This is a genomic window from Enterococcus sp. AZ040 (assembly GCF_050499185.1).
Taxonomy (GTDB): Bacteria; Bacillota; Bacilli; order Lactobacillales; family Enterococcaceae; genus Enterococcus_D; species Enterococcus_D entomosocium.
This window is the reverse complement of the sequence record NZ_JBMHEW010000001.1, coordinates 1,024,129-1,039,580: the sequence shown is the minus strand read 5'-3', so window position 1 is coordinate 1,039,580 and position 15,452 is coordinate 1,024,129. Positions and strand designations below refer to the sequence as shown.

Below are 15,452 nucleotides of genomic sequence, written 5' to 3'. Positions count from 1 at the left end.
TCAAATCAAAGTGTTTCATAAACGATTTCTTTGGCTTCGGGAATCGATTCATCAATAAAGAATACTTTGTACCAGGTCAAGAATGTAAAGATCGTCCAGATTTTTCGCTGAAGATTCGGTTTTCCTTGGCGATGGTCTTCTAGCATTTGCAAAATCGCTGTTTGATCAAAGAAGGTTGCTGCAAAGTCTGACTCAAAAAGGGCTTTAACTGCTTCATACCCTGTTCCTTCTTTCAGCCATGCCTTGATTGGTACAGGAAAGCCTAGCTTTTCACGGTTTGCCCATTCTTTTGGCAAATGACGGTTTGACGCTTGTCGAAACACATCTTTCGTATTGTTTTGATTGATCAAATATTTCGTCGGGATCGTTTGCGCCAGTTTTTGCATCTCGATATCCAGTAACGGAACCCGTAATTCTAAAGAACTCGCCATGGACATTTTGTCTGCTTTTAACAAAATATCCTTCGGCATCCATTGATGAAGATCCAAATATTGCATCTTGTTGACCTCGTCTTTGAGACCATTGACTTTCTCATAATGAGGCGCAACGATTTCAGCAACAGATGGTCCTTTTTGATACGTTGGTTTTAAAAGCTGTAGTGCTTCCTCTTCTTCAAAAACCAGGGCTTGCCCGATAAAGAAGTCTTGGGCAGGTGCCGTTGCTTCATAAAGATGAATTCGACCATGGAAGTTTTTCATTTTGCCGATTTGACGCCCTAAACGAAAGCGGATGTTTTGCGGCAGTTTTTTCAAGCCTTGGGCAAAAACGCGAACCGCTTTAGAGTTTGTGTGGAAGCCATAGGCAGCATAACCGGCAAATAATTCATCTGCCCCTTCCCCAGATTGAACGACCCGCACTTGCTGTGCTGCTAGGTTGGCTAAAAAGTACAAAGGGACACAGCTTGGGTTAGAATCCGGTTCGTCCAAGTGATACTGAATCAGCGGAAATGCCTCAAAGGACATTTCACCATCGATGACCGCTGCTGTGTTGTTCAAGCCGAGCTTTTCCGTCAATTTGCGGGCTTCGATCGCTTCGTTGTAGGTTTTGTCATCAAACCCAATTGAAAATGAGTGATCTGGGCGCAAGACCGAGGCCACATAACTTGAATCGACCCCACTGGATAAAAATGAGCCGACTTCAACATCACTGATTTGATGAGCGGCAATTGATTCTTGGACTGCTTGATCGATTTTATCGACCCATTCTTCTCTTGAATGATTTTCTTTCACTGAAAAATCTGCATCCCAGTACTGCTTGATCGTCAATCCCTGTTCATTAAACAGATAATAATGCCCTTCTTGCAAACGATGAACGCCTTTAAAGAAGGTTTCTCCGTTCAAAGGCGAGTATTGGAACGTCAAATAAGGTTTCAACGCCTCCTGGTTTAGTTCTTTCTTGAAATCTGGATGAGGCAAAAAGCTTTTGATTTCAGAGCCAAACATGAAACTGCCGTTCATTTGCGCATAGTAATACGGTTTGATCCCAAAGTAATCCCGCGCGCCGAAAAGCTCTTGTTTTTGAGTATCCCAGATGGCAAAAGCAAACATTCCCCGCAGGCGCTGCAACACATCAATGCCCCACTCTTCATAGCCATGTAAGACTACTTCGGTATCCGCATGGGTAGAGAAGACATGACCTGCTTGGATCAATTCCTCACGCAATACTTGAAAGTTGTAAATTTCACCATTAAAAATGATTACTTTTGTTCGATCCTCATTAAAAATTGGTTGTGAGCCACCTTCTAAGTCGATGATCGATAAACGACGAAACCCTAATGCCACTCGGTCGTCGGTAAATTTCCCTGAACTGTTTGGTCCGCGATGAACGATCCGGTCCATCATGCGTTCAATAATGATTTCTTTTTGGTCTTTTGAATTGACAAAGCCGACAATTCCGCACATATTTTCACATCCGTTTTCATAATCCATTTTCATTTTTCTAAAGTAAATCATACCATAGAATTCAAGAGATACGATCTCTTTTTCAAAAAAATACAATCAATATATTTTTGCACAAAACACAATTTGAAGATAAACCTTATGATATCAAGGTTTCCAATCATCTCATACTCTCAATCTTACAAATTTGTTATCTAAGAAAATAGCTATCCTCAAAATTCTTAAGAAATTTTTTATGAATTCTATTTTTCTGAAAATATACAAAGATACTTTTCCCGAATTTACTGACTCCAGCAAACTTCTTTTGCTTCCATTCTCAGCATTGATTTCCTGAAAATAATCAGTCAGATTTGTTCGTTTGATAGTTTTATTGGACTATTGTGAAAAAAAGTGTTATTCTAACTATGGAATTTCGTTATCAACTAACCGTTGCCTTTCAATGACAAGTTTTAAGAAAGGAGAATGACTATGACATTCTATAACACAGATCTACAATATCGTGTAACTCTGGATACCAAATTGAATTTATTTATCGTTTTCGATAAAAAAGATGCGAATCATTTTGCGACTGGAATTACGATCGAGCAAGCTGTACAAGAATTGAAAAAAACTGCATAAGGAGTTTATCCAAATGAAGGATACCGATTCGTACTGAAAGCACCTCGCTAAGGAAATAATTAGCTAGGTGCTTTCTTGTTTTTTGGCTCGCTTTTGTCTGTTGCAGCATCCACTTCTTGCTTCTGTCCACTTTGCTGTTCATCTAGCTGTAAGATTTCATCAACAGATCCTTGCGTAATAAACTTACTCAATCCCTGTGCCGCAACTTTTGTATAACGCATAAAATAATCTTTTTCTTCAAAATCCATCTTCTTGCCTCCTACTGATACAACTGTGCTTTTATTAAGTTTACCATCTATTTCACTAGTCATTCTTGAGCGTCATTCCTTTAATACTTATGAATGATCCATTAATAGCATACACGTTACATTTGTCAAATCATCCTTTTCCTCTATTCATGAAAAGACAAATCTGTTTTCTGGTACAGAACATAGTACTATTGTCTTTTCAGGAGACTTTTATTTAGGAGGAATTTTTATGGCTACGTTTTTCGCCATTTTGTTTTTCATTGGATTGTTCTGTTTCGTTTTTGGCATTGTCTTATTTTATATTGGGCTTGTAAAACAAAATTCAAAACGAGATCGAAACGTTTTGATCATTGTCGCTTCCGCTTTTATTGCCTTGTTTTCTTATGGTGGCTTGTCCTTCTACCAAGATGTGACATCTTTCGATAGCATCACTGCGCAATTAAGCCTTTCTTTACGTAACGAATCAAGGCAAAGCGAATCCTTTGGCGATGCCGCTGCTTCCATGGAACAACCACAAGGAGAACAAAAAGCTGGCAACAACGAAGCAAGTAGCGCACAACAAGAAGAACCCGCGAACAACGAGCAACATACACCTGAACTTTCTCGTGAAGAAAGAAATGCACTGAATCGTGCAGAAAGATACTTATCCAGCAATGCGTTTTCTCAGTCGAGCTTAAAACGCCAACTACTCTATGAAGATTTTTCTGAGAGCGCAGCAGACTTTGCCGTAGCCACCGTGGATGCCGATTGGAACGAGCAAGCATTGAAAAAAGCGATTCGCTACTCGCAAAATTTATCCTTATCGGATGAGCGTGTGGCGAGCCAACTTTCCTTTGAAGGCTTTACTTCTGAACAAATTGAATACGCCTTAGCACGTTTGCCCGATTGATTCTTTTCGTTTGTTGCAGGACCACAAGCAAAAAAGATATCGGCAAGTTGACGGAACAATTATGCTGTTTTCTAGACCGAGTGTAGGTTAATCGCTTTTCAGATGGTTGTCGATCAACCTCGGCAGTCATTTATATTCTTCTGCCCACAACAAACAAAAAAGCCTATCTCGAAAGATAGGCTAAACGCTCCAAAGCGTTGGTATAAGGAGAGTACAGGATTTGAACCTGCGCGCCGGGATGAACCGGGTCGGCGGATTTCGAGTCCGCTGCATTACCACTCTGCCAACTCTCCATAACAGTTATTTTCGCTAGTTTTACAAAAAATGTCAAGAAAAATCTGCATCCAAAATGGAAATGGATACAGATTTTTTGTTCTTTAATCGAAAATATAGTTTTCTTTCTTTTCGATTACGCCTTCGATCGTCTCATTGATGATTTTGATGATCTGATCATCGGTGGGTGTGATGATACCCGCCGACATTAAGGAAGCCAAACCAGTCACAACGATCCATGCGCCATTATGTAGTGCATTTATCGCATCTTCGGATAGATCTGCATATTTTTCTTCTGATTTGATCAAGGATTTGAAATAGGTGGATGAAAAATCATGCATCAATTTCCCACCGCCGTAGTCGTCGATAAAAAGGGCGATGTAGAGATTGTGCTGCTCTTGCGCGAAGCGTATATAATTCAGGCCTAAATCAACAAGTTTGTCTCCTGTTCGAACGACTGGAAAAACATTTTCCGATAAATCTTTGAAAACAGCCTCCACCAAGGTATTTTTTAAGTCCTGCATATTTTCGAACTCAAGATAAATTGGTTGAGTAGAAATTCCCATGTGCTTAGCGATATTCCGGGCCGTAAAGTTGCCAAAACCTTCTCTATTGATCAGTTCATAAGCGGCCTTCAAAATGTGTTCTCTTGTATAGACCTTCCTTCGCATCAATAAATCCCCCTTTTTATATTTATTTAATTGTAACCGAGATATTCATTTTTTAAAAATAAAACACTCCTTCCGTTATCTTATTTCTATTCACTTTGTTCACTAAAAACGAATGTTTAGTAATAGGAAATGTTCTGCTTTTTTCATTTATCACAAAAAATCCAACGGATGGCGTTCTAGTTATTTTTCAAATCTACTTTTCTTTCTTGTTGAAAACTCGCTGAAATTGTACACTAGGAGTGTAGCACGCAAATTCGATTGAAAAAGGGGTTTGGAAATGGCTGAATCAAAAGAGCTATTATTGGAGACCTGCTTATTAGCAGGGAAAATCATGATGGAAAGCGGCTCGGAAGTGTATCGCGTGGAAGATACGATGAATCGAATTGCGGCAAACGCTGGAGAGCAAGGGAGTATTAGTTATGTAACAGCAACTGGACTTTTTATGGGCTTACGCAGTAGCCACTATGCACAAGTAGAAAATGTTCATGATCGAGTCATCAATCTCGAAAAAATTGTTGCCGTCAATGGGCTCTCTCGCGCCTATGCGGAAAAGAAACTTTCCTTAGCGGAACTGCATGAGGCATTAAAAAAGGTCAATCAGACAACACCAAGTTTTCCTTACTGGCTACAGGTTCTTAGTGCTGGCGTGGTCAGCAGTACCTTAATGATTATTTTTGGCGGTGCTTGGTTTGACTTTCTAGCGACCTTCGGCATTGGCTGCCTTGGCTTTTTGTGTGCGTATTGGGTCAAGAAACTGATCGACATTCGCTTTTTGGATATGTTTTGTGCCTCCTTACTGATCGGTACTTTGTCTGTCTTAGCGGTCTCTCTTCATATCGCACAAAACGTCGATAATTTGATTATCGGTGCCGTCATGCCCTTAGTTCCTGGTGTAGCAATCACCAATTCCTTTCGAGATATCTTGGCAGGCCATCTCATTAGTGGCACAGCTCGGGGAACAGAGGCCATCTTTACTGCTGCCGCGATCGGTGTCGGCATTGCCACGGTCTTCACCTTATTTGGAGGAATCTCATGACGATTTTTATTCACCTTTCCTTCAGCTTCTTAAGCACTGTAACCTTCGGCATCTTGACCAATATTCCTAAAAGAGCCTTAGTTGCCACAGGCATTGCTGGAACGGTTGGCTGGATGATCTATTGGTCATTGCAAACGATTGGCTACGGTCTAGGCAGTGCCAACTTCTTAGCCGCATTTGCCGTCGGTTGCGTCAGCATCTTTTTTTCCCGCAGAAAAAAAATGCCCATGATCATTTTTAACATTCCCAGCCTCGTTCCCCTCGTACCGGGTGGGCCTGCCTACAAAGCCGTTCGAGAATTCGCTTTGGGCGACAACTTTGTCGGTTTTGAAAATCTGATGATCGTTGTCATCACCGCTGGGGCGATTGCCGGCGGGTTCATGATGACGAGTGTGGTTGAAAAGATCGTCAATCGCTGGCAAGTGAAACGCACAAAAAAACGTCATCCAGATAAAAAAATCTCCTGAAACTATTGGCGCGCAGAAACTATAAATTTTTCTTATTTCAGACTTTAGTACAATGTTTTCTTTTCGGACTTCTTTTATAATAAGGGCATACCTTACAAAACTGTTTGACGTTTGTCATTTGTTTTACTGGATTTTTCTGGTCTCACCCCGTATAGTGAGATTATGAAACATAAAGGAGATGAAGTCCTGTGAGCATAGCAACTTCTCGTCGTATCATTAATACGATTTCTATTATTGGCTTAGGTTTATCGATCGCGTTAACCATCTATTTTATCAATCTAGGTGTTTTTAAAGATATTAATGCACTGCGAGGACTAGTTGGAAATTCCGTTATCTTAGGACCAATCGTCTTTATCCTATTGCAGATCTTGCAAGTAGTAATCCCGATTATTCCCGGTGGTGTCTCCAGCGCTGCAGGTGTCTTGATTTTCGGTCCTTATCTAGGATTCGTTTATAACTATGTAGGAATCAGTATTGGTTCTGTCATTATTTTCCTGCTTGGCCGACGATATGGTAAACCATTCATTTTAAGTATGATCAGTGACAAAACTTACGATAAATATATCGGCTGGTTAGACAACCAAAGCCGATTTGAAAAACTTTTCGCCCTTGCAATCTTTCTACCGGTTGCCCCAGATGATGCCCTTTGTCTAATGGCTGGCTTGACCAACATGACAGTGAAGAAATTTACGTTGATTATTTTGTTGGCAAAACCTGCTTCAATTTTCTTGTACAGTATGGCATTGATTTACGGTGGAACATTCTTAACTGGTTTGTTAGGCGGATAAGAATCATATGTAAGAAAAACGATCAATTCAGCGAGCCGAACGTAAAGAAGCTGCTTTTCAAACAGGGAACTATGCCTGTGGCAAATGTGCTTCTAAAACTGTTCGGCTCTTTTTTACCGCCTTTCTAGAATAAATTGAACCACAATACTTACTTTGTTAGGATGACGACCATGAATTATTTAAAAAACAGCTTAGTCAACACGTGGGATTTTTTGAAAGACAGCAATGCCTACTTCCGTGATGTTTTATTGATGCACGGTGCCTTGTTGTTCTTAGTGATCCCGATATTATCGGCTTCCACCAAGTTCGTCTTAAAGCGCGGCGGCTTGCCCTACCTTTCTTTCGATAATATCGGTAGTATCTTTACAGATCACCCTATTGTGTTGCTCTCATTAACCCTGATTTTGCTTTTGATCTTATTAGCCGTCTTTTTTGAATTTACTTTCTTACTGCTGAGTGTCTATTTTATCAAAAAGAAGCAGCCCATCAGCTTGCGGCAATTGTTACGAATGACTATTTTGCAATTGCGCAAATTACGGCCGATGACCTTTTTATTTTTCCTTTTTTACTTCTTACTGATTTTACCCATCGGTGGATTGAGTTTTAATTCGGATTTACTCGCAAAAATCAAAATCCCTGCTTTTATCATGGACTTTATTTTTGCCAATCGTGTCTTGATCATTGGGGCAGTGCTTTTGGTTTATGTTTTGTTGATTTACTTGGGGATTCGCGTGATCTTTGCCTTACCGGAAATGATTTTACGTGATCTGCCCTTTCGAAAAGCGATCAAAGAAAGCCTCCAAGTAACAAAACGCCGTTTTTTTGCCATCGTTGGTCAATTTGTCTTTATCGGTGGTAGTATCTTATTGATCACGACTCTGGGCTTCACGCTGCTGATTACCCTTCAAGCGGTGATTGAAGTTGTTACACCGGACTATGCGTTGTATAGTGCTGTTTTTATTATGACTTTCTTGCAGTTTATTTTGTTACTGAATGTCATTTTATCGACCGTGGCTATTTTTTACATCATCGTTGATTTCATGGATGATGAAGGCTTTTTACCAGAGATCCCTTCGTGGTTCCACCAAGAACCATTGAACCAGCGACATTTTCTAGGACTGAAAAGTTCCTTGTTTACCTTGGTCACGGTACTTTTTGGTGTTGGGGTTAGTCTGTATAATATGAACTATCTGACCTCAGCTGCTTCGATCCATCCGGTAACGATCTCCCATCGAGGGGTAAGCGACGGACAAGGGGTCCAAAATTCCCTTGAAGCGTTACGATTTACTAGTGAGAAATATCAGCCGGACTACGTGGAAATGGACGTCCAGCAAACAAGTGATGGTCATTTTATTGTCTACCATGATTTTTCTTACCGGCCTTTGACAGGCGGCAAAGGAAAACCCGAGCAATTGCCCTTGAGTTACGCCGAATCACTGACGGTTTCAGAAAACAACCAGACAGCCCGTATTCCAACTTTTGACGAGTACTTGGCGCTTGCCAATCAGTTGGACCAAAAATTACTGGTGGAGATCAAAACCCAACAAAAAGATACTGCGGCACTCGTAGATGCCTTCTTAGACCGATACCAAGAGGATTTAGTTGCAAATGGGCATATTATGCAAAGTCTCTCCTATACAGTTGTTGAAGAATTAAAAGATAAGGCGCCTGAATTGACGTCGGGATACATCATGCCTTTCAATGTCGTAGGGCCGCCACTGACCAGTGCCGACTTTCTGACAATGGAATACAGTACGATCAACCGCAACTTCATCGCTTCTGCCCGGACCGATGGCAAGGAAGTGTTCGTTTGGACCCCCAATGATGCGGATACTATCAGCCGAATGCGTTTTTACGGTGTAGACGGGATCATTACTGACCAAATGGGGATTTTAAATGAAGAGTTGAGTTTGTCGGAAGAAGACATGACTTATTCAGACAAACTATTGAATTTCGTGATTGGCGTTGGCTGATCTCACACAAAGAAAAATGCTGCTCACGGTGATCCGTTGAGCAGCATTTTTTGCTAGTTGGTTAGGCAACGTTCGTTTGCGTACAAATTTTATTGAAACTGACGATCATCCGACGATTACAAGCTTCTACTTGTGCTTGATCTTCTTCTTCATAACTTGAAACGACGATCAACGCCGTATGTACGTATAGTTTTTCCACCACACCGATCACAGGCTTGCTCGCCCCGACAGGTTGGCAGACATATTTTTCACCGATCGTAATATTCTCCATATCCTCACCTCAACCGTTTTCTTTCATAAAGATATAATAACAAAAAAGCACCAAATTGAAAACGTTTTATTTCAATTTATCACGCATTTGTCACCAAGAAATGACAGTTTCGTTCGTTCAAACGCACTGGTTTGTTCGTGCCACTTCTTAAAAAGCATTTTATACTAAAGGAAATCAAAAGGAGATGAGTCAAATGCCAATTATTCAAACCTGTATCTTTGGACTATTGTCTGCTGCGTTGCTTTGGGGATTAAAAGAAGACCGCTGATTTTTTGGATCAACTATCGAGTAACACAACAAACGCGAAAATAAAACAACGCCTTGTGCCAATCAGAACTGGCACAAGGCGTTTCTTTGTCGAATTATAGACGTTCGTTCAATTCTTTTGCAAGATCTTCGAAACCTGGTTTGCCAAGTAAGGCGAACATGTTTTTCTTGTACGCTTCAACCCCTGGTTGGTCAAATGGGTTCACACCGTTTAAGTAACCAGAGATACCTACAGCGATCTCAAAGAAGTACATCGTGTAACCTAACGTGTACGCATCCATTGTAGGAATTTTTACTAACAGATTAGGTACATCCCCATCTGTATGGGCAAGTAACGTTCCTTCAAAAGCTTTCGTATTAACAAAATCAACTTCTTTTCCTTCTAAGTAGCCAAGACCATCAAGATCTGCTTCTTGTGTAGGGATCGCAATTGATTTGCGTGGTTTTTCAACTTTTACGACAGTTTCAAAGATATTGCGACGGCCTTCTTGGATGTATTGACCAAGAGAATGCAAATCTGTTGAGAAGTTTGCACTTGAAGGATAGATCCCTTTTTGGTCTTTTCCTTCAGACTCGCCGAATAATTGTTTCCACCATTCTGAGAAGTATTGCATGCCTGGTTCGTAGTTGATCAGCAATTCGGTTACTTTGCCTTTGCGATAAAGGATGTTACGCATTGCTGCATATTGATACGCTTCATTTTTTTCAAGGTCGTCACTTGCGTAAGCATCGCTAGCATCTGCTGCCCCTTGCATCAAGGCATCGATATCTGCTCCGCTGGCAGCGATTGGTAATAAACCAACAGCAGTCAATACAGAGAAACGGCCGCCGACGTCATCTGGAATCACAAAGGTTTCCCAGTTTTCAGCATCTGCTTCAACTTTTACTGCACCTTTCGCTTTATCCGTTGTTGCGTAGATCCGTTTGTTGGCTTCTTCTTTGCCGTATTTTTCAATCAAACGTTCTTTGAAAACACGGAAAGCGATCGCTGGCTCAGTAGTTGTTCCTGATTTTGAGATCACATTCACAGAGAAGTCACGGTCACCGATGATTTCGATCAAATCTGCTAAGTATGTTGAAGAAATCGAATTACCGGCAAAAAAGATTTGAGGTGCTTTGCGTTCTTCATTTGGTAGCAAGTTAAAGAAAGAATGATTTAAGAAATCAATCGCTGCTTTCGCTCCTAAATAAGATCCGCCGATCCCGATCACGACTAGTACTTCAGAATCAGATTGAATTTTTTCAGCCGCTTTTTTGATACGCGCAAATTCATCTTTGTCATAATTTTTAGGAAGGTCGATCCAACCTAAAAAGTCGCTACCAGCACCTGTTCCTTCGCGTAATTGTTTGTCTGCTGCTGTAACTTGACTTTGCATGTAGCTCAATTCGTATTCGTTTACGAATGGTGCTACTTTCGAATAGTCAAACTTGATGTGTGACATGATTTGTCCTCCTTGAAAAAATAGTTTTTCATACACTACCTACTTTACGTTTTTTTCCAACTTTTTTCAAGTAATTCCTGATAGGTAGCCTGTTGGGTGATTTTAGACAAGTCCTTGAGCAAACATTGCTTTAGCAACTTTTTCAAAGCCTGCGACGTTCGCACCTAACATAAAATTATTTTTTTGATCGAAGGTTTCAGCTGTATCACGGCATGCTTCATAGATCGACTTCATGATATCATCCAATTTGGCATCGACTTCGGCTTTTTCCCATTGCAATCGTTGGGAGTTTTGACTCATTTCTAAAGCAGAAACGGCTACGCCGCCGGCATTGGCTGCTTTTCCTGGGCAGTAGAAAATTCCTTCTTCAATAAAATATTCTGCTGCTTCTAATGAGCTAGGCATATTCGCGCCTTCAGAAACGACCCGGACGCCATTGGCTTTTGCACGTTTGGCTTGCGAGAGATCAATCTCGTTTTGGGTCGCACAAGGAAAGGCTAATTCCGCTGGAGTATCAAAATCCCAGACAGTTGCCCCTTCATGATATTCCGCTGTTGGCCGTTCCTTGGCGTAAGCCGTCAAACGTTCGCGTTTCACTTCTTTGATCTCTTTTAATAAGGCCAGATCAATGCCGTCTTTGTCATAAATAAAACCAGAGGAATCAGAACATGTGACAGGGATCGCACCTAATTCTTGCAATTTCTCAATTGCATAGATCGCAACATTGCCGCTTCCAGAAACGATCGCTTTTTTGCCTTCAAATGTTTCATCTAAGTCTGTCAATAAATGCTTAACGAAATAAACAGCGCCATAACCCGTTGCTTCTGTGCGGTTTTTACTGCCCCAGAAGTCTAGTGGCTTACCGGTTAAAATCCCGGCATCGTATTGTTTCAATCGTTTGTAGGCACCAAACAAATAGCCGATTTCCCGACCTCCGACACCAATGTCGCCAGCAGGAACATCTAGGTCAGGTCCGATATGTTTTGACAGCTCCGTCATAAAGCTTTGGCAAAAACGCATCACTTCGGCATCTGATTTGCCTTTTGGATCAAAGTCACTTCCGCCTTTGCCGCCGCCGATCGGCAGACCCGTCAAGCTGTTTTTGAAGATTTGCTCAAACGCCAAAAACTTCAAAATACTCAAGTTTACACTTGGGTGAAAACGCAAGCCGCCTTTGTAAGGCCCCATTGCAGAGTTGAATTGAATCCGATAGCCACGGTTTACTTGCCAGTTGCCTTGATCGTCTTGCCACGGGACTCTGAATTGGATAAAACGTTCTGGTTCAGTTAAGAGTGCAAGGATATTTGATTCAATATATTCTGGATGCTCCTCTAAAAAGGGAACGATCGTAGGCAAAAATTCGTCAATTGCTTGAAGAAATTCCGGTTGGTGTTGGTCTTTCTCGTGAATCTTCGCTTGAATTTCTTTCACGTAAGCTGAAGCTTTGGTCATAGTGCATTACCTCCTTTAAGATATTTTCTATTTTAAAGAAATTTTCTGAAATTGCACGCTTTTTTTTAGAATTGTCAGAATTTTTTATCATTCGAAAAAAATCGCCCTCTCCTTTCAGCAGTCATAGGCGATGTGTTACAATCCCAAAGAGGTGAGAAGAATGGAAAAAACCTATGATGTCATCGTTGTTGGTGCAGGTACGAGCGGTATGATGGCTGCGATCACCGCTGCCAAACAAGGTGCTAGGGTCTTATTAATCGAAAAAAACAAAAAAATCGGCAAGAAACTATTGATGACTGGCGGCGGACGCTGCAATGTAACCAATAATCGGCCGGTAGATGATTTAGTTGCTCATATTCCAGGAAACGGCAAGTTTTTGTATAGTACGTTTTCCCAATTCAATAACTATGATGTAATGGCGTTTTTCGCAGACTTAGGTGTCGTCTTAAAAGAAGAAGACCACGGACGGATGTTCCCTGTGACGAACAAATCAAAAACCATCGTCGAAGCGCTGCTTCAAGCAATCAACGATCATCACGTCACCCTGTTGACGAATACGGTCGTAACCAAGCTGATCCATGATGGCAGCCAAATACGCGGCGTACGAACCGAAACCGATGAGTTCTCTGCCCCAAGCGTGATTTTGACGACGGGTGGCCGCACCTATCCTTCCACGGGCGCGACGGGGGACGGCTATAAGATGGCGAAAAAAGTCGGGCATACCATTACGCCGCTTTATCCAACCGAATCGCCGCTTGTTTCAGAAGAATCTTTTATTCAAGAACGGACCTTGCAGGGCATTTCCTTACAAGACATCACCTTGAGCGTCTTGGATCAAAAAGGAAAGCCCATCGTCGCCCATACCATGGATCTTTTGTTTACCCACTTTGGGTTATCTGGTCCAGCTGCTTTGCGCTGTTCCTCTTTTGTGAACCAAGAATTGAAAAAGCAGCAACCAGTGACGGTTGTTCTGGATTGTCTGCCGACGAAAGCCCAGGAAGCCTTGACCCAAGAATTAATTCAGTCTGCGGCTTCGAAGAAACAATTGCCGAATGCTTTAGCTGGCTTTTTGCCTGAGCGCTTGATGACCTTCTTTTTGCAGCAGCTAGACTTGCATGAGCTGGTTGCTGAAAAAGCCTCACCGGAACAGTTGACGGCGCTCGCTTCCTTGATCAAAGGCTTTTCAATCACCATTGTCCGCACGTTCCCATTAGAAAAGTCCTTCGTGACGGGCGGCGGGGTCCATCTGAAAGAAATCAACCCTAAGACCATGGAAAGTAAGAAAATCAATGGCTTGTATTTTGCCGGTGAATTGCTGGATATCAATGGTTATACAGGTGGTTTCAACATCACCGCTGCGTTTTGCACGGGTCATGTTTCTGGAAAAAACGCAGCAGAAACAGCTAGTTATTTCAATTATTGATCGACGACCCGGGTGTTCGCAGCAATATCCTGGCCTGTAGCTGCGAACACCTGGTTCTCCCCCTCTTTTTGCTTATTAGTTGGGTTTTTCTCAAAGTAGGCGTAGACTAAAGATAGCAAGATCGAGGGAGGTTTTTTTTATGAAACGAATTTCAAGAGGTAAATTTGAACGAATGCAAAAACTTTCAAATGAGGACGGTGTGATTGCCGCACTAGCGATCGACCAACGTGGTTCCATGAAAAAAATGATGAATGCGGCAACTGGACCGGATGACTTTACGATGGAACACATTTATGAATTCAAACAGTTGGTTTCCCAAGAACTGACCAAATATGTCAGCAGTATTCTGTTAGATGAGGAATATGGCTTCTTAGGGATCGAAGCAAAGAATCCCAATGCTGGCTTGATCCTTTCCTATGAAAAAACAGGCTATGATGTCAACACGCCGGGTCGTTTGCCAGAGATTTTACCCAATGAATCGTTGCAGCGCTTGGTGAAAAAAGGTGCGGATGCTGCAAAAGTCTTGGTTTATTATAATCCAGATGAACCCCAAGAGATTTTAGATACCAAACATGCGTTTTTGGAGCGTTTAGGTACGGAGGCACAGGCGGCCGATATTCCCTTATTTGTGGAACCGATCGTCTATGATGATGAGATCACAGATGACAAATCACCTGCTTTTGCCAAGATCAAACCGAGCAAGGTCATCCGAACCATTCAGGAATTGACGAAAGATCACTACCATATCGATATTTTGAAAGTCGAAGTACCGGTTCAGTTCGACTTAGTGGAAGGCTTCCAAAAAGAAGGCTTAGAGGCCGTCTATACGCAAGAAGAAGCAGCCAATTACTTCAAAGAAGCCAGTGACGCCGCGACTCGGCCATTTATCTATTTGAGTGCGGGAGTTCCAGCGAATGTCTTTCGCGATGAATTGACCTTTGCTGGTCAACACGGTGCTAAATTCTCAGGAATCTTAGGTGGGCGAGCAACTTGGCGCGATAGTGTGGAAATTTATGGGAAACAAGGTGCCAAAGCGTTGTTGGAATGGCTGGACACCCAAGGGAAAGAAAATGTTGAAGAATTAAACGCCATTCTAAAACAATATGCCACTCCATGGTTTGACTTTTATGGTGGTTTAGAAAATATTGAGGTTTTCGATATTGAAGTAATGGAATAAAATAGTACAAAATAATCCCCGTGAACGGCATTTCAAGATGGTTCACGGGGATTTTTTATTCGTGTTCAGGTGCCAACAAATCGGCAAAGATCGCCCTAGTCAATTGTTGTAACGCTTGTGGGGCAAGCCCCATCTGCAACCCGCGCTTTCCTGCAGAAACCACGATTTCTTCCAGTGTCTGCGCCCCACGATCAATATAAGTAGGAAAGAGCTTTTTCATCCCGATCGGCGAACAGCCGCCGCGAATATAGCCAGTCGTTTCTTCTAAATCTCTCAGATGCAGCATCTCTACTTTTTTGTTTCCACTGACTTTGGCTAACTTTTTCAGATCCACTTCTCTGTTTCCAGGAATCACAGCCACTAGCGGACCTGTTTTGTTGCCCACTGCCACCAGCGTTTTGTAGATGGCTTGCGGGCGTGCTAGTTGCACAGCGACGGATTGCGCATCGAGATGGTCTTCCGACCACTCATAGGTGTATTCGTTATAAGCGATTTTCTGTTGTTCTACTTGACGGATCGCATTGGTTTTTTGTTTCTTCTTCGCCATTTTATCCCTCTT

The 15,452-nt window shown here is 41.9% G+C and carries 15 protein-coding genes and 1 tRNA gene; 8 read left to right on the top strand and 8 right to left on the bottom strand.

Annotation, left to right across the window (positions count from 1 at the left end; genetic code table 11):
- Positions 1-5 precede the first annotated feature (5 nt).
- On the bottom strand, positions 6-1,901 hold the full coding sequence (asnB, locus tag IGK63_RS04745; RefSeq protein WP_034872517.1) for an asparagine synthase (glutamine-hydrolyzing): 1,896 nt from the start codon (positions 1,899-1,901) through the stop codon (positions 6-8).
- A gap of 465 nt (positions 1,902-2,366) precedes the next feature.
- Between asnB and IGK63_RS04740 the strand changes: the two genes are divergently transcribed.
- Positions 2,367-2,516 (top strand): hypothetical protein, encoded by a 150-nt coding sequence (locus tag IGK63_RS04740; protein WP_005229155.1) that lies wholly within the window; start codon positions 2,367-2,369, stop codon positions 2,514-2,516.
- A gap of 59 nt (positions 2,517-2,575) precedes the next feature.
- Here IGK63_RS04740 and IGK63_RS04735 read toward each other — a convergent pair whose 3' ends face one another.
- Complete coding sequence (locus IGK63_RS04735) at positions 2,576-2,764, bottom strand: hypothetical protein (protein WP_034872503.1); 189 nt, start codon at positions 2,762-2,764, stop codon at positions 2,576-2,578.
- A 229-nt stretch (positions 2,765-2,993) separates the two neighbouring features.
- Between IGK63_RS04735 and IGK63_RS04730 the strand changes: the two genes are divergently transcribed.
- Positions 2,994-3,653 (top strand): Ltp family lipoprotein, encoded by a 660-nt coding sequence (locus IGK63_RS04730; protein WP_016613923.1) that lies wholly within the window; start codon positions 2,994-2,996, stop codon positions 3,651-3,653.
- A 205-nt stretch (positions 3,654-3,858) separates the two neighbouring features.
- Here IGK63_RS04730 and IGK63_RS04725 read toward each other — a convergent pair.
- Together IGK63_RS04725 and IGK63_RS04720 are read right to left on the bottom strand one after the other, a co-directional pair.
- Positions 3,859-3,946: transfer RNA gene (locus IGK63_RS04725), tRNA-Ser, on the bottom strand.
- Between the two features lie 84 nt (positions 3,947-4,030).
- Complete coding sequence (locus IGK63_RS04720; protein WP_005237185.1) at positions 4,031-4,597, bottom strand: TetR/AcrR family transcriptional regulator; 567 nt, start codon at positions 4,595-4,597, stop codon at positions 4,031-4,033.
- A gap of 277 nt (positions 4,598-4,874) precedes the next feature.
- Here IGK63_RS04720 and IGK63_RS04715 point away from each other — a divergent pair, with 277 nt between their 5' ends.
- The 4 genes from IGK63_RS04715 (at position 4,875) to IGK63_RS04700 (ending at position 8,861) form a co-directional block, all read left to right on the top strand.
- Positions 4,875-5,633, top strand: a complete 759-nt coding sequence (locus IGK63_RS04715) for a threonine/serine exporter family protein (protein ID WP_016613921.1) — start codon at positions 4,875-4,877, stop codon at positions 5,631-5,633.
- The gene (locus tag IGK63_RS04710; RefSeq protein ID WP_005237187.1) at positions 5,630-6,100 is read left to right on the top strand and encodes a threonine/serine exporter family protein; all 471 of its coding nucleotides are present in this window, start codon (positions 5,630-5,632) and stop codon (positions 6,098-6,100) included. Before IGK63_RS04715 ends, IGK63_RS04710 begins: the two co-directional genes overlap by 4 nt.
- A gap of 188 nt (positions 6,101-6,288) precedes the next feature.
- Entirely contained in the window at positions 6,289-6,888 is a 600-nt protein-coding gene (locus IGK63_RS04705) for a TVP38/TMEM64 family protein (protein WP_005229140.1), read from the top strand.
- A 170-nt stretch (positions 6,889-7,058) separates the two neighbouring features.
- The gene (locus IGK63_RS04700; protein ID WP_034872501.1) at positions 7,059-8,861 is read left to right on the top strand and encodes a glycerophosphoryl diester phosphodiesterase membrane domain-containing protein; all 1,803 of its coding nucleotides are present in this window, start codon (positions 7,059-7,061) and stop codon (positions 8,859-8,861) included.
- Positions 8,862-8,922: 61 nt separating this feature from the next.
- On the opposite strand, the gene IGK63_RS04695 is transcribed toward IGK63_RS04700, so the two are convergent.
- The 3 genes from IGK63_RS04695 to gdhA all read right to left on the bottom strand — a co-directional run bounded on the left by IGK63_RS04695 (position 8,923) and on the right by gdhA (position 12,293).
- A complete protein-coding gene (locus IGK63_RS04695) occupies positions 8,923-9,132 on the bottom strand; it encodes a hypothetical protein (protein WP_005237189.1) in 210 nt (69 codons plus the stop codon).
- Between the two features lie 362 nt (positions 9,133-9,494).
- Positions 9,495-10,841: a glucose-6-phosphate isomerase gene (locus IGK63_RS04690; RefSeq protein WP_005229134.1), complete on the bottom strand. Its 1,347-nt coding sequence runs from the start codon at positions 10,839-10,841 to the stop codon at positions 9,495-9,497.
- Positions 10,842-10,943: 102 nt separating this feature from the next.
- Positions 10,944-12,293: an NADP-specific glutamate dehydrogenase gene (gdhA, locus tag IGK63_RS04685; protein WP_016613917.1), complete on the bottom strand. Its 1,350-nt coding sequence runs from the start codon at positions 12,291-12,293 to the stop codon at positions 10,944-10,946.
- 160 nt (positions 12,294-12,453) lie between these two features.
- Between gdhA and IGK63_RS04680 the strand changes: the two genes are divergently transcribed.
- Together IGK63_RS04680 and IGK63_RS04675 are read left to right on the top strand one after the other, a co-directional pair.
- Positions 12,454-13,716, top strand: coding sequence for an NAD(P)/FAD-dependent oxidoreductase (locus IGK63_RS04680; RefSeq protein WP_016613916.1), 1,263 nt, complete (start codon positions 12,454-12,456; stop codon positions 13,714-13,716).
- Between the two features lie 139 nt (positions 13,717-13,855).
- Positions 13,856-14,893, top strand: a complete 1,038-nt coding sequence (locus IGK63_RS04675) for a tagatose 1,6-diphosphate aldolase (protein WP_429972456.1) — start codon at positions 13,856-13,858, stop codon at positions 14,891-14,893.
- 55 nt (positions 14,894-14,948) lie between these two features.
- Here IGK63_RS04675 and ybaK read toward each other — a convergent pair whose 3' ends face one another.
- On the bottom strand, positions 14,949-15,440 hold the full coding sequence (ybaK, locus tag IGK63_RS04670) for a Cys-tRNA(Pro) deacylase (protein ID WP_005237194.1): 492 nt from the start codon (positions 15,438-15,440) through the stop codon (positions 14,949-14,951).
- Positions 15,441-15,452 lie beyond the last annotated feature (12 nt).